Genomic DNA, 17,360 nt, shown 5'->3' on the forward strand with positions numbered 1-17,360 from the left:
TTTGTTAAAATTAGATTCTCAACACACCTTTATGCAATCCGAACTCTTTCCACTTGCTGATAGGGCGGTTGTCGGCAGCCATACCGCTGTTGTTCTCTTCGAGATTCATCAGATAGTCTATGTAGGCAGCGATCAGGGCAATATTTTCGGAGTGTTCGCTGGTGCGCATAATCCGTTGTTTCAGGTATTCGCCGTTCTTGGCAATGAACCCTGTGTCATAATGACCTTCTACAAAATCAGGTGTATCCATGATGGCACGCAGATAGCTGATGTTGTTTTTCACTCCGGTCAATTTATATTCGTGGAGAACACGGCGCATTCGCTCGATCGCATATTCGCGATTGGTAGCCCACACAATCAGTTTGCCGATCATCGGGTCATAGTAGATCGGGATTTCATATCCTTCGTATACATAGCTGTCAATACGCACACCGATACTGTTTGGCTCTGTAATCTGTTTGATGATACCCGGACTCGGCATGAAATTCATTTCAGTGTCTTCGGCACAGATACGACATTCGATAGCGTGTCCACGTTGTTGGATATTCTCTTGTTTCAGTTGAAGCACTTGTCCGTCGGCAACTTTAATTTGCTCTTTTACCAAATCTACTCCAATCACTTCTTCTGTAATCGGATGTTCCACCTGCAAGCGGGTGTTCATTTCAAGGAAATAATAGTTGCGGTGTTTATCAACAAGGAATTCGATAGTACCCGCACCGATGTAGTTCACAGCTTTTGCCGCCGCTACCGCTTTTTCACCCATGTCTTTTCGCAGTTCGGGAGTGACGAAAACCGAAGGAGTCTCTTCCACGATTTTCTGGTTACGGCGTTGCACGGAACATTCGCGTTCGCACAGATGAATGACGTTTCCATGCTTGTCACCAAGAATCTGGAACTCGATGTGATGAGGCTCTTCAACGAACTTCTCCAGGTAAACCGTGTCGTCACCAAAGGAAGACAATGATTCGCTCTTGGCAGTGGTATATGCTTCTTCCACTTCTTCGGCACTGTGGATGAGGCGCATTCCTTTTCCACCACCACCCATAGAAGCCTTCAGCATCACCGGATAACCGATTTTATTGCAAAGCTCTATTGCTTCTTCCACGCTTTTCAGGTTGTCTTGTGTGCCGGGAACTACGGGTACTCCCGCCTCAATCATTTTGATACGGGCAGCAATTTTATCTCCCATAGCTTCCATTGTTTCCGGATTGGGTCCGATAAAGATGATTCCTTCTTCCTGACATCGACGGGCGAAGGTGGCATTCTCGGACAAGAAGCCGTAACCCGGATGGATGGCGTCTGCATGAGCTGCTTTTGCCACTTCGATGATTTTTTCTATATTCAGATAACTCTCTTTGGATGCTGCCGGCCCTACGCAATAAGCTTCGTCTGCATAAAGCACGTGCTTCGCGGTCCGGTCTGCCTCGGAGAAGATAGCGATACTCGTTATCTCCATTTCCCGGCAGGAACGCATTACCCTTACGGCAATTTCACCGCGATTGGCTACTAAGATTTTTTTTATCATACTTTTTTCAATTAAGTACATACTTATTAATGTCTTCCCGTCTAATGGACATACTCCACCCGACGAAAAACAGTATTTTTTTGATTTGGGGCTTAACAAGTGATACTCTTTCTCCTAACCCACGAGGAGAGGGGCGTCTTACACAAAATGGCAGGTCTTCTGACTGACTCTTGTCTTATTTGCCTTCCCGAATAACATCAGTGGCGTTAAATTAGTTCAATTATAAGACATTGAACAGAGTTTCACAGCAGCGGGACTGTCCGGGATTTGCACCCGATTCCCTATTAATCATCGTCCGTTGGATACGGATTCTGAACCATTTCGGGGGGCAAAGATAAATAAATATTGAATAAGATGTTTCTTTTTTGCACGAAAGTTTCGATTTTGTGCAATGCTTGTCCTTAGTCCGGAAGATAAAGTGATAGGAACGAAGTATGATGCAGAGAAATCTTTTCACCGTACAGAGAATATTCGCTTGGATATTGATAGTTGGTCGGGTAAATGCAAACGGGTTTGATTCTTTAATTAGTGTGTAACCTTGCTTCTTTTCTAAACCATCTTTCTCCTGATATTGTTAGGTTGATAGTTATTAATTAAAAGGAGATTTCATTATGAAAGAAAAGAAAATAGCTCGTGAAGAAAGAAATCAGGAGAAGCTGGCTAACGGTGATTGGGTAATGGCAGAGTTTTACGCAACGTGGTGTCCTCACTGCCAACGCATGAAACCGGTTGTTGAAGAATTCAAGAAACTGATGGAAGGAACATTGGAAGTAGTGGAAGTGGACATCGACCAGGAACCTGCCCTTACTGATTTTTATACGGTGGAGTCAACCCCTACTTTTATTCTTTTTAGAAAAGGGGAACAGCTTTGGCGGCAATCCGGTGAATTACCTTTGGAAAGATTGGAAAGAGCAGTGAAAGGGTTCAAATCCTGAAAAATATTGTATCGCTTATTACAATGATATAAATAGCTGGTTTTATGCAGGTGCATTTCGGTATGGCATATATGAAGGAAAAGCAGAAAGTATTTTCTATCGAGGCACTTCTGCTTTTCTTTTTATGGCCTTTCCGTTGTCTTGATTATTGGTTTCTGTTTAACCTCAACTCGTACAGGCAAGCCTGTACTTCTTCAAGACTTCCGGTATGTTTTCCTTCATCATCAGACAGTTTGATGCATTCCCTCCATTCCTGATTGACATTCATCTTGCATTGCGTCAGTTTCATCACAATGTTCGAAGGTTCGAACCCGGTATCGTTGGTAAGGTTCGTGCCTATTCCGAAAGAGCAGCGGATTTTGTTTTTGCAGTATTCTTGAATATCCAATGCTTTTGTAAAGTCGAGCGCGTTGCTGAATACGATGGTTTTGGTTGTCGCGTCAATTCCCAACTCTTTGTAACGGGCAACCAGCTTGTCGATAAACTCAAACTCATTACCGGAATCACAGCGCACACCGTCGAAAAGTTTTGCTTGTTTACGGCTAAGGTTACTAAGGAAGATGCCGGAAGTATAGGTGTCGGAAAGTGCGATACCCAAATCACCGTCATAAACATTCACCCAGTTTTCGAGTGCCATATAGTTGGCATGTTTATATCCGAACTGTGCTCCATGAAACATAAACCATTCATGAGGGTGAGTCCCCATCATTTTCATTCCATATTTCATTGCAAAGTTGCAGTTGGAAGTTCCGGTGCAATATTGTGCTGTCTCGTTCAGTTTTTTGATAACCGTTTCCTGCACATCAATAGAGAATCTTCTCCGTGTGCCGAACTCTGAAAAGCGGAGCTGGTGTTGGTTCGATAACTCTATTTTCTCCGACAGTTTGCAAAGAATCCCGTTCATGTCGGCTATATGACCGAAGAACCGGTTTTTGATTTCGGAGACAATGGCGAGCAAAGGTACTTCATATAAAGTCACTTTATAAAGCAAGTCAGTTACTTCGATGTGGAGGTGACAGGTTTCATCCAGATGAATATCAATCTTATTCGGGTCGAAACGAAAAGAAGACAACCATTCCCAGTAGACTCTCGGAAGGAATCTGCAATTTTTCGTCATGTATTCCAACTCCTCTTCCGTGAATCTCAGCTGACTGAGATTCTTGATCTCTGTCTTGAGTGTTTCCAGAAAAGCTTCGGTATATTTTGTCTCATTCCGGTCATTGAAACTAAAAGTACCCATTGCATAAGGAAACAGTTTGATATAAGCGTACGAGGTGGTAAACTTATAGAGGTCTGTATCTAGTAGTGTTTTAACAATCATGACGTTCGTTCTTTTCTATTAATAACGTTGTAAAGTTAGTATTTGTTGAACGAAATAATAGTCTCCCGACTGATAATTATTCCATTTTTTGGATCGATTTATGCCTGACTCTCTGATATTATCATTAAATTCGCCGTAATTATGTATTAAATAAAAGATGTTTGGTGTGAAAAAAGCTTTGGTATATAGCTGCGTATTACTGTTGTTGTCATGTGGCGGAAAAAACGGAGGAACTTCGCAGTCTTCTTCCACAAATCAGGAAACACAGGAAAACGCTTTAGGCGAAAAAACTACTGCTATTTCCGAAGTTTTCTCTATGGATTTTTATAAAGGAAGTGATTGGATTATTCCCGATGCACTTTCCGAATCATTGCTAAAAGAACCGGAAGCATCTTCTTTGAAGGTCTATGACTCCGACAGTATTTGCCGGAAACAAGTAGATGGCGTGGAACGTTGTTTTTACGAGGCTCATTGATGAACGGTGCTTATAAGCACTTTTATTTTCGCTCGACTGATTCTTTTGTGTCGGAACCCTATTATTCGGTAGTTGTTTATAAAGACGGAATAAAGAACGATACAGTGTGTCATTACAGCATCCCCTTTGTTCTGTGGAAAGTCCGGCCTTTTTCTTGTTGTAGATGAAAATCCGTATGAGGGGGAGTGTTATGTCCGCATCTACAAGATGCTTCCCGAAGGACGTTTGGGGGAGGTTGCCGCACTTAATCGGGGAGGAGGGGACTATTACGAAGTTGATTTGGACGATTTTACTTGGGTGGGTGAAAGTTCTTCATTGCAAATAGAAAGACACTGGAAGAAGAACTTCAATGTGACTTTTATGGAGGATGCTCAGACAGTTGCCTGGAAGAGTACAGGAAGTATGGCTATCTGCAAATCGACGAAGACGGCTGGGGGTATGTGCGTGTCGATCTTCGTCCGGATGCTTTGCAGACTAAGCAGGAGCTTCCGTCTTCACTAGAAGCTATTAACGAAATGAATGCATGGGTAAAGTCATTGTGAAACCCAGAAATAATGGAAAATCATGCATCCACTCTTCCCCCTTTTCGATAGATATTTTAAGATCATTACTGTCTATTCTACTAATTCCCGGTTGCATCCGCTATTGATAAATAGCGAAAGAAGCCATATTCCCATTATTGTCATTTTATTCATTGTATTAAAGTTATGTTCTATGATAACGCTACTGTCGGGTTATGAGCAGTCAGGCCACCATCTACGACGATTGTTTGTCCCGTGATGTACCTTGCATCGTTCGAAGCTAGAAAAGCGATGGCAGCTGCGACGTCTTCCGGTTCTCCTAAATAAGGAGTGGCACATTGGCCGAGGAAGATGTTGCGTACATCTTCATTCAGGTTATTCAATGCCGCGGGGGTAAGTACCAATCCCGGGGCTACGGCATTGCAGCGGATATTTTTCTTTCCCATTTGGGTAGCGATGTATTTCGTCAGGTTGATGACGCCCGCTTTGCTGGCACCATATAATGTACCGTTAGCATCAGCAGTAAGTCCGCTTATGGAAGCTACGTTGACAATGTTTCCGCCGCCATTGGTAGTCATGATAGGGATGACCTGTTGAGAAAGGTACATGGTACAGCAGAGATTCAGGTGGAATGCCTCGTCAAAGTAATTGATATCCAGCTTCTCGATGTTAAGGTCACGTTTGGGATCGGTTCCTCCTACATTATTAATCAGTACATCTATTCGTTGATATTCATTCATAGAAAAATCAATCAGCTCTTTGCAACTCTGGAGTTCGGTGGCGGAAAAATAGACATGGCGCACGTCGGCCCCTGCATGAGTAAGTTCGTTGGCAAGCTGTTCCGCCTTTTTTTCAGAATGGTCAGCAATGACTACTTTGCCCCCTTCGGAGACAATGCGGCGTGTGGTTGCTTCGCCAATACCACTGGCAGCACCGGTGATGACAACTACTTTATTTTCGAATCTGTTCATATATTGGGAATTTGATAGTTACCTTCTATTAGAAACAGATGACAGAGGAATTTGTTAGACCTCATAAACTCTCTTTAATAAGATAAGGTGTCCGATTGGAAAACATTTGCATCTCCTCCGGTTTTATGCCCTGATTATTTAAGAAAACTGTTAAATGTTAATGCTTAACCGCTTATTTGTTAATACGGTTCTGATTCTATTAAACCATGTTATAAGATACGCTGCATAGGGCCGAAAATTTGGAGATAACCGAAAAGTCCGTATCTTTGTACTGTGTTTTTCATAGTATTAGATTTAAGGTTAACAAAAGATTGGCTGTCTGGGATAGATAGCCTTTTTTTATGCCTGTAAGTCAGATACGGATCAGGAAGACTAAAACAACGAATATTGGTTATCCCGCAGACTCTTCATCTCCCGTTCCTTTACTATATCATCTTCGGATAAATGACCGATGAGCAACGGCGAGTTTTTATCATGTTTCTTCATATTATATGCTGTTGTATTGTAATTGCCCTTGATGGCATAGCAATAAACACATCCGTTCAGACAACTTTCATAAGTCCCGATATCAATACTTTCGATACAGTTGCAGATATTACGCTGGTTTTTATCTTTTTGAGCAAGGATAGGATAACCGGTGATCTTTTCAATCAGCCTTTTATCAATGCACAAGCCGCTGGGAATACCCAAATGTCTTAAATCTACCTTGACGGTACAAGTGTCCAGCTGTATACCGGGATAAATATCTATTGTCTTTTTAAAGGAGACGGCCATTTCTTCTATTTCCTCTTTGGTCAGCGGATTGATGTTGAATGGTTGTATCGAGTTTCGGATATGGGGGTAATGGTCTATAAATCCCAGCATACATTTCGAGGTATGGTCTTTGAGTTCATGGGCAATCCGGGCGAATGCTTCCTGGTGGAAAGAAACGTTGTATTCCTCATTCGTCAGTATCGGATCATATCTCCAAATCACTTTTTCTCTGCCAATTTTGTCTGCCAGCTTTTTAAAGGTATCAATTCGTTTATCGATAGATGGCAAACGATTCTCCAATTTTTCTCCGTAAGGGTTGAGTGTAAATTGGAAGTAATAGTTATAATCCTGTAATTTATCCAGCTGGTTAAGCATCGGGGCCGGGTTCTTGGTCCAGAATACGAAACAATCAACCACAGCAGGAGATAAGGAAATCCTGCTAATCATTTTCGGATGATAAGGATTGGGCACTAATACAAATCCTTCTTTTATCCGGTTGAAGAACCATTGAGAATAGAATGCCGGAATATCTGTCCGGCGGCTGGCACTGATTATCATAGTACAAAGTTACGAAAAAAAACAATGTCGTTTCCATGATTAGCCTTTTTTCTACTCTTACTTATCCGGGGAGCAACCTATGTGAATGAATATGTTAAATGTTAACGGATGAAGTCTGAAATGTTAATGCAATTCTCGGAGTATTAAACCCTGTTATAATATCGTCTGTTTAGGCGCTGAAATTTGCTATTTATCTGAAATATGGTACCTTTGTACTGTGTTTTTTTCATAAGTATTAGATTTAAGGTTAACAAAAGATTGGTTGCTCGTGATGAGTAGCCATTTTTTGTTTTTATACACGTTGGTTGCTTATTCCTTAATCATCGTTAGCAGCATTTTAAATTTCTCCACTACACTTCTCGAATATGCATTGTTTGTCTATAACAAAAAACGATTTTTATTGTTATAGTACGAAAGACTTAATAAACGAACCATTATGAAGAAGAATATTTTATTTTTCGGAGCACTTGTAGGTGCTCTCTTGTTGGTTTCTTGTTCGGGAGGAAACAAGAAACAGGCTGCGTCCTCTGTCACTTCGGAGGAATTGGACAATGCCAGTAAGGTGATAAACTATTATCATACATCGCTCATCGTGTTGAGGCATGTAGCCAATGCGAAAGACATAAATGCAGTTTTGGGATATATGGAACAGACAGGAAAAGTTCCTGAAGTATCTCCGATTGCACCACCTGAAGTATCTGCCAGAGATACAGCGGAATTGATGGATCCGGGAGATTATTTTAATATAGAAGTCCGTCAGAATCTGAAGCAGAGTTATCGAGGACTTTTCAGTGCAAGGACGCAATTCTATGATAATTTTAATAAATTCCTCTCTTACAAGCAGGCAAAAGAGACTGCAAAGATCGGCAAGCTCCTCGACGAGAACTATCGGCTTAGTGTAGAAATGTCGGAATATAAACAAGTGATCTTTGATATTCTAAGCCCTCTGACAGAACAAGCTGAAAAAGAACTGCTTGCCGACGAACCGTTGAAAGATCAAATCATGGCCATGCGTAAGATGTCCGGCACCGTGCAAAGCATCATGAATCTCTATTCACGCAAACATGCATTGGACGGCATGCGTATTGATATGAAGATGGCCGAACTGAAGAAAGAACTCGAAGCTGCAAAGAAACTTCCTGCTGTCACAGGTTATGATGAAGAACAGAAGAATTATTATAGCTTCCTGACTTCCGTAGAATCATTTATGAAAGATATGCAGAAAGCCAGAGATAAAGGTAGCTATTCCGACGAGGACTATAATGCGATGTCGGAGGCCTACGAATACGGACTTTCCGTTATCTAAAGAATCTTCCTCTGTTTGAATGTGAGCTACAATCATGCTCCTTCAAACAGGGGATGTTTTTTTATTAAGAAAAGGTTTGCTGGCTTTTTATAAAAAGTCCTTTTTTTACTATATCTCTTTAAACAGGAGCTTTACCTTTGCATTTGAATTAAGAAATAATATCTTTGTTCTATGCAATCATTTCAACTCATAAAACCCTGTTTGGCGCTGACTCCTTATATACGGCATTACTGGATATTGCAAGACGATTCAGTGACTCCGGTTTCCGAACGGACTCTGCCTATTGGCTGTATGCAACTGGTATTTCATAAAGGGAAACAACTTCTTTTGTTGGGCGAGTCGGCATTGCAACCCCAATCCTTCATATCCGGACAATCGGTCGGTTTCTCGGATGTGATGTCTACAGGCAGAATAGAGATGATAACTGTCGTTTTCCAGCCTTATGCAGTCAAAGCATTGTTTCATATTCCCAGCTATCTGTTTCACGGACAAAATGTAAATACCGATGCGATGGAAGATGTAGAACTATCGGATCTGGTGAAACAGGTCACTGACATTTCTGATAATGCCGTTTGCATTCGTTTGATAGAACAGTTTTTTCTTCGTCGACTATACACCCTTCCGGAGTATAACCTCAAACGGATGTCTGCTGTGTTTCATGAAATAAACCTCCAGCCGCAAATCAACATTGCTCATCTGTCGGAAACAGCCTGTTTGAGCAGTAAGCAGTTTGGACGTATCTTTGCCGATTATGTCGGCACTACCCCCAAAGAATTTATTCGCATTGTCCGTATGCAGCGGGCATTGTCAATGTTGCAACAGGATGTCACTATCCCTTTTGTACAAGTAGCTTATGAATGTGGCTTCTCCGATCAGTCTCACATGATAAAAGAGTTCAAACTCTTTTCCGGTTATACCCCTGCCGAGTATCTTTCGGTCTGCGCTCCTTATTCCGATTATTTCTCCGAACTTTAAAGATGTCTCTTTTTTCCTATCAGGCTTCCTCGTGTTACCCTACTTTTGCAGTGTCTTTGCAAAGGCTTAGTAGTAACGATAAAAAAGAAACGAAATGAAAAAACTAATTGCATTTTTTGAGATTCCTGCTTCCGATTTCCATCGGGCAGTCGATTTTTACGAAACAGTGTTGGGTATGCAACTTCCGACTTTTGAATGTGAAACAGAAAAAATGGCTTGTTTCACAGAAGAAGGTGAAACTGTCGGTGCTGTCTCTTATGCTTCAAATTTCGACTTTCTTCCTTCAACGCATGGAGTGCTTATCCATTTCAACTGTGAGGATATAGAACAGACCTTGGAAAAAGTACTTCTGAAAGGTGGGAAAGTGGTCATTCCCAAAACAAAGATCGAGGCAGACGGCAAAGGATGGTTTGCCGTATTCACGGATAGTGAAGGAAACCGCATTGGCATTTATGCCGAAAAATAGCAGATAGGAGAGAGGAAGGCAGCTTGTCATTGCATAATATGTTTTTAGATGCGGATAACGCAAGATGACACGGATAAGAAGATTATAAATCCGCTAAATTCGTGTCATCCGCGTCTAAAAGATAGACTTATCAGGGCTTTGCACTGCCCCAAAAAGTCAGACGTTCAATCACATCTTTATTCATTCTCTTTATTCCGCCATTTGTCTGTCCGCATTATTCTACCGGAATATAAATTTCCGTCAGCAACTCTTCAGGGGCAGTGTCGCATGGATTATTCAGATAGCGTTCCGCGCTGGCTTCATCCCGCAGCGTGCATTCCATTTCGGGCAGGTACTTTCCGTAAATCGTATCATATACGGCTTGCAGATTGTCATATGGTCCTTTATAAAGGAAAATAGCATAACGTCCGGCTGGGATCACCTTGAATCCGACATCACTTTTGGGAGCTACCTTTACAGGCATTACCATACATACGTCCGTACGCAGTTTTTCTGCCGGTGTCACTTTCGGATCATCGTGATAGATGCAAAGCGGGCTGAAATCTCCCATCGGCAACTTTTGTTCTTTGATGAATTGGAATAAACGGCTCCAAGTGCCACCGTAATCATTCAGTTTGTAATCGCCGGTGAGGCGGATATAAATCACATTCCGTTCGGAAACGTTTCTGATCTCTCTTTTTAGTTCCAGGTCTGGCCTGATAATCGCTGGTTTCATAATTACAAAGTTTTTATTGTTTCTATACTCTAAAGGTGAAATGCCATAAAATTGCTTGAACACTTTCGACAATGAAGAAGGAGATGAGTAACCAATCCGGTAGGCGATGTCGGCAATCGGAACATCCGAGTAGCGGAGTAGACGTGCGGCAGCTTCTGTCCGCGTCCGGACAATAAACGTACCAATCGGTTCACCGAGAAAAGCTTTCATGATCCGGTGAAAGTAAAAAGGAGAAAAGTTTGAAATTCTGGCCAGAGATTTTAAATCAATGTCTTCTCCCAAATGTTGGTTGATGTATTCCACTACAACATTTACGCACTTTTGATATTCTTCTTTCGTTGTTTTTTTCTGTTGCATAACTTATTTTGGTATTTCACTCCGCAAAGGTATTGGTAAAAAAGCGAAATGACTTGTCCGATATTGCGGAAATGTCAATTTCCTATTTTCTTTCTGTGATTGCCCGATTCCTTTTTTGAGAATTTATTTTGATATATAATGTTCCTTTTAGTGGTGTTATGGTACGAATTATTACCAAGTTTTTAATCACTAGACGCGAAATTGATTTCTTTGTTTTAAATAATGTCAAAAACTAAAACAAAAAAGTTGGTTTTGTTATAAACAATTATTAAAATGACTATATTGTAACCAAATTATTAATAAAAATAGCCATGGATAAAACAATTGTAGGGAATAATGCCGGAAAAGTTTGGTGTGCCCTGAAAGAAATTGGTGAAATTTCAATACCTGAATTGGCAAGAAGATTAAACCTAAGCGTAGAAAGTACAGCATTAGCGGCCGGTTGGCTGGCAAGAGAGAACAAAATTTGTATCCAGCGGAAGAACGGATTAATCGCTTTATCTGATGAAAGCACTTTCCCTTTTAGCTTTGGATAATTACAGATTTTGTGAGTGAGTATCTTTGGAGTTCTGTTAACTTGTAAGTAAGAAAATGTCGATATAAGGTATCACATGCAAAGTTTGAACTTAAGAAGTTTAATATTTAAAAGAGTTGCTCCATAATAGGGCAACTCTTTTTGCGTATAATAAACGTATAAAAATGTTGAATCGTTCTTGTTGATTTGTTACGCCTGGGTATGATTTGCCCTTGCAGCTTATCCGCTTCGCCTGATTTCTTGCTACTCTGTCAATGGCTGGACCGAATATTTCATCTGGAGTGGAAAAACGAGACATGAGGTATTCAAAGGACTTTGCCTCTTTGAATACCAACTTTAATCTGCGTGCGACCATGCTTTTGGCTGTTCCTGGCGGACCAAGCAGGAAGATGCTTTCTGCATACACAGAATTTCTTTGGAGTTTAATATGTTCCTGTACATATTCCTGTAATTAACATGAAATCTTAGTTTGTTCGGAGTGAATTGGGAATGCACTCGCTACGATTATTCTCAAATAAATGAGATATCTTCTCCTTCTTCCTCTTCGGGATAGGTGGCGTAGTCCGACTTCATCTGTATCTCCATGTTGAAATCCCGCACCCATAGTAGGTCGAAGATGGAGAAATCGGTATGCGAAACGAGATGGTGAACAGGATAGATGAGATACATATCCTTAGTTATTTCCATGTCGAGACCCTCATTCCAGTTATCCAGCTCTTCCTGTAAATAGAACATTTGGTTCTCAGATTCCTGCTCTTTTCGGCTGTCATACACATAGCCTCCCATCAGCACTCCATCACTATAAAACTGGACGTAATCATCAATTGAACAATTAAGGATAGCCCATATTTTCTTTGCTCGCATAGTTTGCACGGGATGAAGTTTGGAATAACGATAACCGAGGAAACACTTGCCTATAACTTGAATGTCGCCTGTCACATCGGCATTCATCACACCATGTGCAGCCTTGATAGTTTCATGACGCATTCGAATAAGTTGCTGCTTCATGGTTTCGTTGAAGTCTGAGAGCAACCTCTTGTAATTCTCATCCATCACAAACATATCGGCAAGGAGATTGCGACGCAATCCAATTAGCACACGCATCATCTCCAGTCCACTCGGTTTGTCAACACGGTGTCGCTCAATGTTTTTCTCCAGACCAATCATTTCATTCTCAACCTTCTTGATAGCAGGAGTGTCGAATATCTCTTGTACTGTCATATTATATTTGTTTTTGAATTGTATGCTGCATAACGTATGATGACTTGATTGCCTAATGAGGTATCAACTCCAATTATCAAGTCTGAGTGTTTTCGCCCCTCTGTCAAGTAATTGCAAAGCCGTTGTTCGTTATCCGAGAGCACTTCATGCCTTGTACCTGTTATCAAACAAACCACGATACCATCCATTCTTTGAACCATATCATATCGGGAGATAATGTTCATCAGGTAGTTTGCGCCAGACTTATTGTCGTCAGCAAACGACATGATTTCCTCAGAACAGAATTTCTCCGATTGGAACAATCCACAGAGTTGCTCTGTTGTCAGATAGTTCTTTCCATTATCCAAGGCAGGGATGGCTTGAACGATAAATTCACTGATGTGTGCCATACGTTCATAATAGTGTACCATAAATTCCTGTCTGAACATCCTCTTCCGTTTCGATTTATTCAACCTATTGCTTCCGTACCAGATATTATCCTTTGTCAATCGTGTCAACTTTTGTTTCTTTGACATCGATAACTCTCTGATAGTAGGAATGGTACCTCCATACTTTCGGATTATACCATAGTTACGCATAGTCCAAACCTTGTTATAAGAGTAACTGTCTCTTCCGAGGCAGATTTCTCCGAACTTCTCATCCAAGTGTTTTTCTACAAAACCATAGAATGACGTGTGCCATAGGCAACAAGCCACAAGTTCCTCATTGGTTGCTTTTACATCGGAATCAACGATGATTTCCTTAGTTAAGGAATGCTCCCAATAGTCTCCCTCCATAGGGAAAGCGTCAAGATAGGATTCTGTTCCATTTTCATCATTTCTTAGTGTTATATGGCATACCTTATCATTGGCATCCTCGTGAACGACAGGAGGCAGGTGGCGAAGCATATCAAAATGCAAATTGAACCAGCCCAGACTGTTCTTCATATCTGGATACATCTTCACAATATGAGGAGCTACGTCCTCAAATTTTACACAGTTTAGAAGTTCCTTAAATGTCATATCTTTTTTTTAATCCCACAAATTACAGTAGTATTTACGGAAAAGTTCCAACCCTTTTGTTATGAATTCCTTACCATAAATCCTCGTTTATTGATTTTATGGTGCAAAAAAAACAACAGCCTATGCCGAATATGGGCATAGGCTGCAAGAAGTGATGTGTTTTCAAGAATTTCAGTGATATATTTCAAGTTCTTTGAATAATTCTTGGATTTCCGTACATACGTGTTCGATAATCTCAGAATCCGTGTTGCCAAAATCAATTAACCTTTTTCGTCCTAACCAATTCTTTTCGCTAATATATCCTCTATCTTCCAGCATCTTTTTCACTTCGCTGTCGGAAGCTTTTGGCTGGGCAGTTTTTGATTTACCTTCAAAAGCCTGCCGCACCTCGATATAACCTTCAGCAATTGTAATGCCGTACGCAGCATTTTCATTATTTTTCAGTCTTCTGTTATTATCGTATCTACAGGTAGGAAAGTTTTCAAGTACAGCAGATTCAATGCTTTTCACTCTGCTGGGGCTTATAGTATTTCTTGGTATGTTCAATATGGCATTATCTGCATCTGTAGGATAAAAAGTTTCTTGCTTGAATCGCAAAAGTGTTAGCAAGCCATTATGATAGTTCTTGCCAAAAGGAATTAGCCATTGTGGATGATAATAGAAATTCTCACAGAATTTGCATGAAAGATAGTTACACCCTTCAAGTTTTATTGCTGCATCAAAGATAAGTTTTGCTCTTTCTCCATATTCTTTGCTGTAAGCCAAACTTCCGAACCCCAAATACACAGGAGCAATCAAATGATCAATATCATATTGAGTCATTTGTAGGGCATCATTGAATAGTGGTGGAATACCATATTTTTCCGCTTTTTGCTTGGCTTTTGTCAAATCAGCATCCTTTATGTAAAAGAGGTTGAATATCTGTATTACGCCAGATAGTTGGGCTGGATCGTCAAGTCCATATTTATAAGCAAAAAGACTAGCCACATATCTCATGGTAGGATCAATGGAGAATTCATACCAATTTAGTTCTTTGAATCTATAACAAGATAATCCTTCTAAGACTTCTGGTTTAGATACGGGGGCTTCTTTGGTAAAAGTAGAAGATCCTGGATTTTTCATCACAATACTACCTATGCAATTCCAAGAATTTCCGAAGTGCAATAGTGTTCTCCAGCGAAATCCTTCCGTTTCATTGATTTTGAAAAAATGAGTATATACTTTCATTGTTATAGTAATAAATAATAATTCAACCGTTATTTGCGATGATTTTATTCTTCGTCATATCTATTGCTCTTTATTATATTTATTCCACATCCTCTTAATCTTGCCCGCTATTTCCTTGCGCAACCAGATCGGTTCAATCACTTCTACGTCTTCACCGTTCCGGAGTATCTCCTGTTGGAAGTCGAAGGTGGGGCGAAGCTGATACTCAAAGATACTGTAGTCTTCTGTTTGTTCCGTTTCTTCTTGTGACTCATGCAAGGGCAAGTCACGAAAATAGTTGGCTTGGCCAGAACTGACTTTGAGTCTTACCTTTTGAATGTCGCAACCATCGCCGGTGATTACTCCGATGCAACCCTCAAAATATTCCTGTGGACTGAAGTCTGTCGGATATTCAAATATGTGACTTGAAAGGCGGAAGTCACGGATGCGGTCAAGGCAATAGACAAGATCACTGCCTGATGGCCATCTGCGCCCTATCATATACCAGCGTTGACGAAAGAGTTTCACGCATAGGGGCATAACGTAGTGTTCGCGGGTGTCCTCACGCCAATAGTTATAGTAGGTGATGTGGATGAAGCGGTTCTTCTTCATAGCTTCAAGAATAGGCTCCAGATATTCCTGTCCACTCGGTACGTCTTCCAACAAGATTCTGTCCTTGATGGATTTACTCTCCATGAGGGAGTTGCTGACGGAATAGGTGCTGAGGAGCCAGTTCTCAATGCTACCTCGCTTCATATCGTCCATATTCTCTATATAATAACGATATGGTGCTGATTTTTCACATTCAATCGAAAGACCGAATGTGTCGAAGATGTTCCATTTCCATTTGTGGAAGGTGCGTTTCTGCATTTCCTCACCACCGCTAAGCTCTACGTTCTCAATCCAGCAGTGATTCAAATCTTCAAAGGATATTCTGCGAGCCTTGTAGATAGTTTCCACAATCCACACCAGCTTGTTTATTTGATTTAGTGCCATGTTATAATCCCTTTATATCATGAAACGAATTTGATGCAAAGTTATTGTGTGGGTGTGCCATATTCGTTCACACCAACGCAAAAATAGCTAATTATCCAATAACTTTGAAAGGATTATCTAAGAGATATTTTCCATCGCTTTGCCTATATTTGGGGGGATTCGTTTAAAATCCTACCCGCTTTTTTCCTAAGGAGAAATCCATGCCTTCGTAATTATAAATTTCAGCCAGTGTCATGGGGTGTGTCTGTTGGGGGATATCCAGCCCTTCTTCCTTTATTAGTTGGTTCACTTTGTCTGTTGTCAGGTCTTTAAACTCGTACCGGGCAGCCAGACGTCCTTTTCTAAGCAAGGCTTCGTCGATATCTTTTAGTGGAGCGTTGAATGTGCAGATAAATTTGATACATAATTCATCACTCAATAGTCCGTCGCTGATATTCAGAATGTTGACTAGTCCGGCATTCATGCGGTTTCCTCCATTGCGGCTTGACAATAGTTCTTCGCAGTCTTCTACGATAAATATCGAATTTTTTTGTTGGCGGATAAAAGTGATAAAGCTTGGATCTGAAAGTTTATCTACCAGGTCGCCGCTCATATAAATCATTCTCTTTTTTCCGAGATTGATAAGATGACGGATATAAGTTGTTTTTCCCGTACCTTGTTTCCCATGTAGAATGATTAATCCGCTTTTATTCTCCCCCAATAGGAAGTTTTCGATTTCGGCGGCTACGGGAACAAAATCATTGTTATAGTGTCGGTCAATCTGAATGGCCGGCTTATTGATTTGCGATTGTTTCAGACTGAAGTAGTTATGGGCGTATGTTACTATAAATAGATTGTTCAGTTTCTCATTCTCCTTTTTGTGGTTTTCGCAAATCTGATTAATCTGATCGATTTCTTCCTTATTAATATTGGAATAGACAATCTTTATGCAATTATCAAAATAGCCAATCATTAAATTCCTTTTGCAGATGACGATGCAATCGTATAACTCTTTTGTAGATGTATTGTCTTCTTCTTCCTCCTCTTCTTCTTTTTCATTCTCAAAATGATTGCAATATGTATGCTCGAATATATCGAACGCATCGTCTTGTTGATAAAGCTCTTTGATTTCTTTCAGAAAATCCTGGTTTACTTTATATTTTACCATTTTCATGGAAGGGAATCGTTTGAATATCTGATAGAATAGACTACAAATGCTACTGTCGCTGAACCAGCCTGTGGAATAGTCAAAAATATCCGTGAAATCTGCGAGTGTGTATTCTTTACTCATTTTTTCTTTTTATATAAATAGAACGGCAAAGGTACTAAATAAATCTATCTTATGGACTTATTCGATTTATCATTTTTTTGAAAAACGTGGATAGGATAAGTTTCCTGCAAACGATTTTTCATTTTCATTTCTCATATTCTCATAGATTGTAGGGTAATTAGTTGTAAATCAAAGAAATAACACTATGATAAATAAAGTATAAAATGGTATTTCTCATACTATTTCTATCATTTATCCTTAAAAATGATGCATT

17 protein-coding genes, 1 pseudogene and 1 riboswitch are annotated in these 17,360 nt (G+C 40.4%); of the genes and pseudogenes, 7 read left to right on the forward strand and 11 right to left on the reverse strand.

The window, feature by feature from the left end; genetic code table 11:
* Positions 1 to 10: 10 nt before the first annotated feature.
* Entirely contained in the window at positions 11 to 1,525 is a 1,515-nt protein-coding gene (accC, locus tag I2I04_RS12185) for an acetyl-CoA carboxylase biotin carboxylase subunit (protein WP_143257964.1), read from the reverse strand.
* Between the two features lie 131 nt (positions 1,526 to 1,656).
* Positions 1,657 to 1,861, reverse strand: a riboswitch (cobalamin riboswitch).
* A 275-nt stretch (positions 1,862 to 2,136) separates the two neighbouring features.
* Between accC and I2I04_RS12190 the strand changes: the two genes are divergently transcribed.
* On the forward strand, positions 2,137 to 2,460 hold the full coding sequence (locus I2I04_RS12190; protein ID WP_143257965.1) for a thioredoxin family protein: 324 nt from the start codon (positions 2,137 to 2,139) through the stop codon (positions 2,458 to 2,460).
* 145 nt (positions 2,461 to 2,605) lie between these two features.
* On the opposite strand, the gene pncB is transcribed toward I2I04_RS12190, so the two are convergent.
* Positions 2,606 to 3,781, reverse strand: coding sequence for a nicotinate phosphoribosyltransferase (gene pncB, locus I2I04_RS12195; protein ID WP_195472546.1), 1,176 nt, complete (start codon positions 3,779 to 3,781; stop codon positions 2,606 to 2,608).
* A 166-nt stretch (positions 3,782 to 3,947) separates the two neighbouring features.
* Here pncB and I2I04_RS23255 point away from each other — a divergent pair, with 166 nt between their 5' ends.
* Positions 3,948 to 4,256 (forward strand): hypothetical protein, encoded by a 309-nt coding sequence (locus I2I04_RS23255; RefSeq protein WP_229126981.1) that lies wholly within the window; start codon positions 3,948 to 3,950, stop codon positions 4,254 to 4,256.
* 126 nt (positions 4,257 to 4,382) lie between these two features.
* Positions 4,383 to 4,757, forward strand: a complete 375-nt coding sequence (locus I2I04_RS23260; protein ID WP_229126982.1) for a hypothetical protein — start codon at positions 4,383 to 4,385, stop codon at positions 4,755 to 4,757.
* A 211-nt stretch (positions 4,758 to 4,968) separates the two neighbouring features.
* Here I2I04_RS23260 and I2I04_RS12205 read toward each other — a convergent pair whose 3' ends face one another.
* Both I2I04_RS12205 and I2I04_RS12210 read right to left on the reverse strand, forming a co-directional pair.
* Positions 4,969 to 5,748, reverse strand: coding sequence for an SDR family NAD(P)-dependent oxidoreductase (locus I2I04_RS12205; RefSeq protein ID WP_195472549.1), 780 nt, complete (start codon positions 5,746 to 5,748; stop codon positions 4,969 to 4,971).
* A gap of 372 nt (positions 5,749 to 6,120) precedes the next feature.
* Complete coding sequence (locus tag I2I04_RS12210; protein WP_143257968.1) at positions 6,121 to 7,059, reverse strand: DUF1848 domain-containing protein; 939 nt, start codon at positions 7,057 to 7,059, stop codon at positions 6,121 to 6,123.
* Between the two features lie 436 nt (positions 7,060 to 7,495).
* Here I2I04_RS12210 and I2I04_RS12215 point away from each other — a divergent pair, with 436 nt between their 5' ends.
* The 3 genes from I2I04_RS12215 (at position 7,496) to I2I04_RS12225 (ending at position 9,806) form a co-directional block, all read left to right on the forward strand.
* Complete coding sequence (locus tag I2I04_RS12215) at positions 7,496 to 8,365, forward strand: DUF6845 domain-containing protein (RefSeq protein WP_143257969.1); 870 nt, start codon at positions 7,496 to 7,498, stop codon at positions 8,363 to 8,365.
* A 171-nt stretch (positions 8,366 to 8,536) separates the two neighbouring features.
* Entirely contained in the window at positions 8,537 to 9,340 is an 804-nt protein-coding gene (locus tag I2I04_RS12220; protein WP_143257970.1) for a helix-turn-helix domain-containing protein, read from the forward strand.
* 94 nt (positions 9,341 to 9,434) lie between these two features.
* A complete protein-coding gene (locus I2I04_RS12225) occupies positions 9,435 to 9,806 on the forward strand; it encodes a VOC family protein (protein WP_143257971.1) in 372 nt (123 codons plus the stop codon).
* Positions 9,807 to 10,020: 214 nt separating this feature from the next.
* Here I2I04_RS12225 and I2I04_RS12230 read toward each other — a convergent pair whose 3' ends face one another.
* Positions 10,021 to 10,878, reverse strand: a complete 858-nt coding sequence (locus I2I04_RS12230; RefSeq protein ID WP_195655116.1) for a GyrI-like domain-containing protein — start codon at positions 10,876 to 10,878, stop codon at positions 10,021 to 10,023.
* A gap of 311 nt (positions 10,879 to 11,189) precedes the next feature.
* On the opposite strand from I2I04_RS12230, the gene I2I04_RS12235 reads away from it, so the two are divergent.
* Complete coding sequence (locus I2I04_RS12235; RefSeq protein ID WP_004308997.1) at positions 11,190 to 11,414, forward strand: winged helix-turn-helix domain-containing protein; 225 nt, start codon at positions 11,190 to 11,192, stop codon at positions 11,412 to 11,414.
* A gap of 258 nt (positions 11,415 to 11,672) precedes the next feature.
* Here the strand turns inward: I2I04_RS12235 and I2I04_RS12240 are convergent.
* The 6 genes and pseudogenes from I2I04_RS12240 to I2I04_RS12265 form a co-directional block, all read right to left on the reverse strand.
* A pseudogene (locus I2I04_RS12240) lies at positions 11,673 to 11,840 on the reverse strand (AAA family ATPase); the annotation flags it as partial.
* Positions 11,841 to 11,923: 83 nt separating this feature from the next.
* Entirely contained in the window at positions 11,924 to 12,634 is a 711-nt protein-coding gene (locus I2I04_RS12245; protein ID WP_195655117.1) for a hypothetical protein, read from the reverse strand.
* Entirely contained in the window at positions 12,631 to 13,635 is a 1,005-nt protein-coding gene (locus I2I04_RS12250) for a DUF6557 family protein (protein WP_195655118.1), read from the reverse strand. Before I2I04_RS12250 ends, I2I04_RS12245 begins: the two co-directional genes overlap by 4 nt.
* A gap of 171 nt (positions 13,636 to 13,806) precedes the next feature.
* Positions 13,807 to 14,862, reverse strand: a complete 1,056-nt coding sequence (locus I2I04_RS12255) for a hypothetical protein (protein WP_195655119.1) — start codon at positions 14,860 to 14,862, stop codon at positions 13,807 to 13,809.
* Between the two features lie 60 nt (positions 14,863 to 14,922).
* Entirely contained in the window at positions 14,923 to 15,837 is a 915-nt protein-coding gene (locus I2I04_RS12260; RefSeq protein WP_195655120.1) for a WYL domain-containing protein, read from the reverse strand.
* 163 nt (positions 15,838 to 16,000) lie between these two features.
* Positions 16,001 to 17,107, reverse strand: a complete 1,107-nt coding sequence (locus I2I04_RS12265) for an AAA family ATPase (RefSeq protein ID WP_143257977.1) — start codon at positions 17,105 to 17,107, stop codon at positions 16,001 to 16,003.
* Positions 17,108 to 17,360 lie beyond the last annotated feature (253 nt).

Source organism: Bacteroides sp. 1001136B_160425_E2 (assembly GCF_015559655.1).
GTDB lineage: Bacteria > Bacteroidota > Bacteroidia > Bacteroidales > Bacteroidaceae > Bacteroides > Bacteroides luhongzhouii.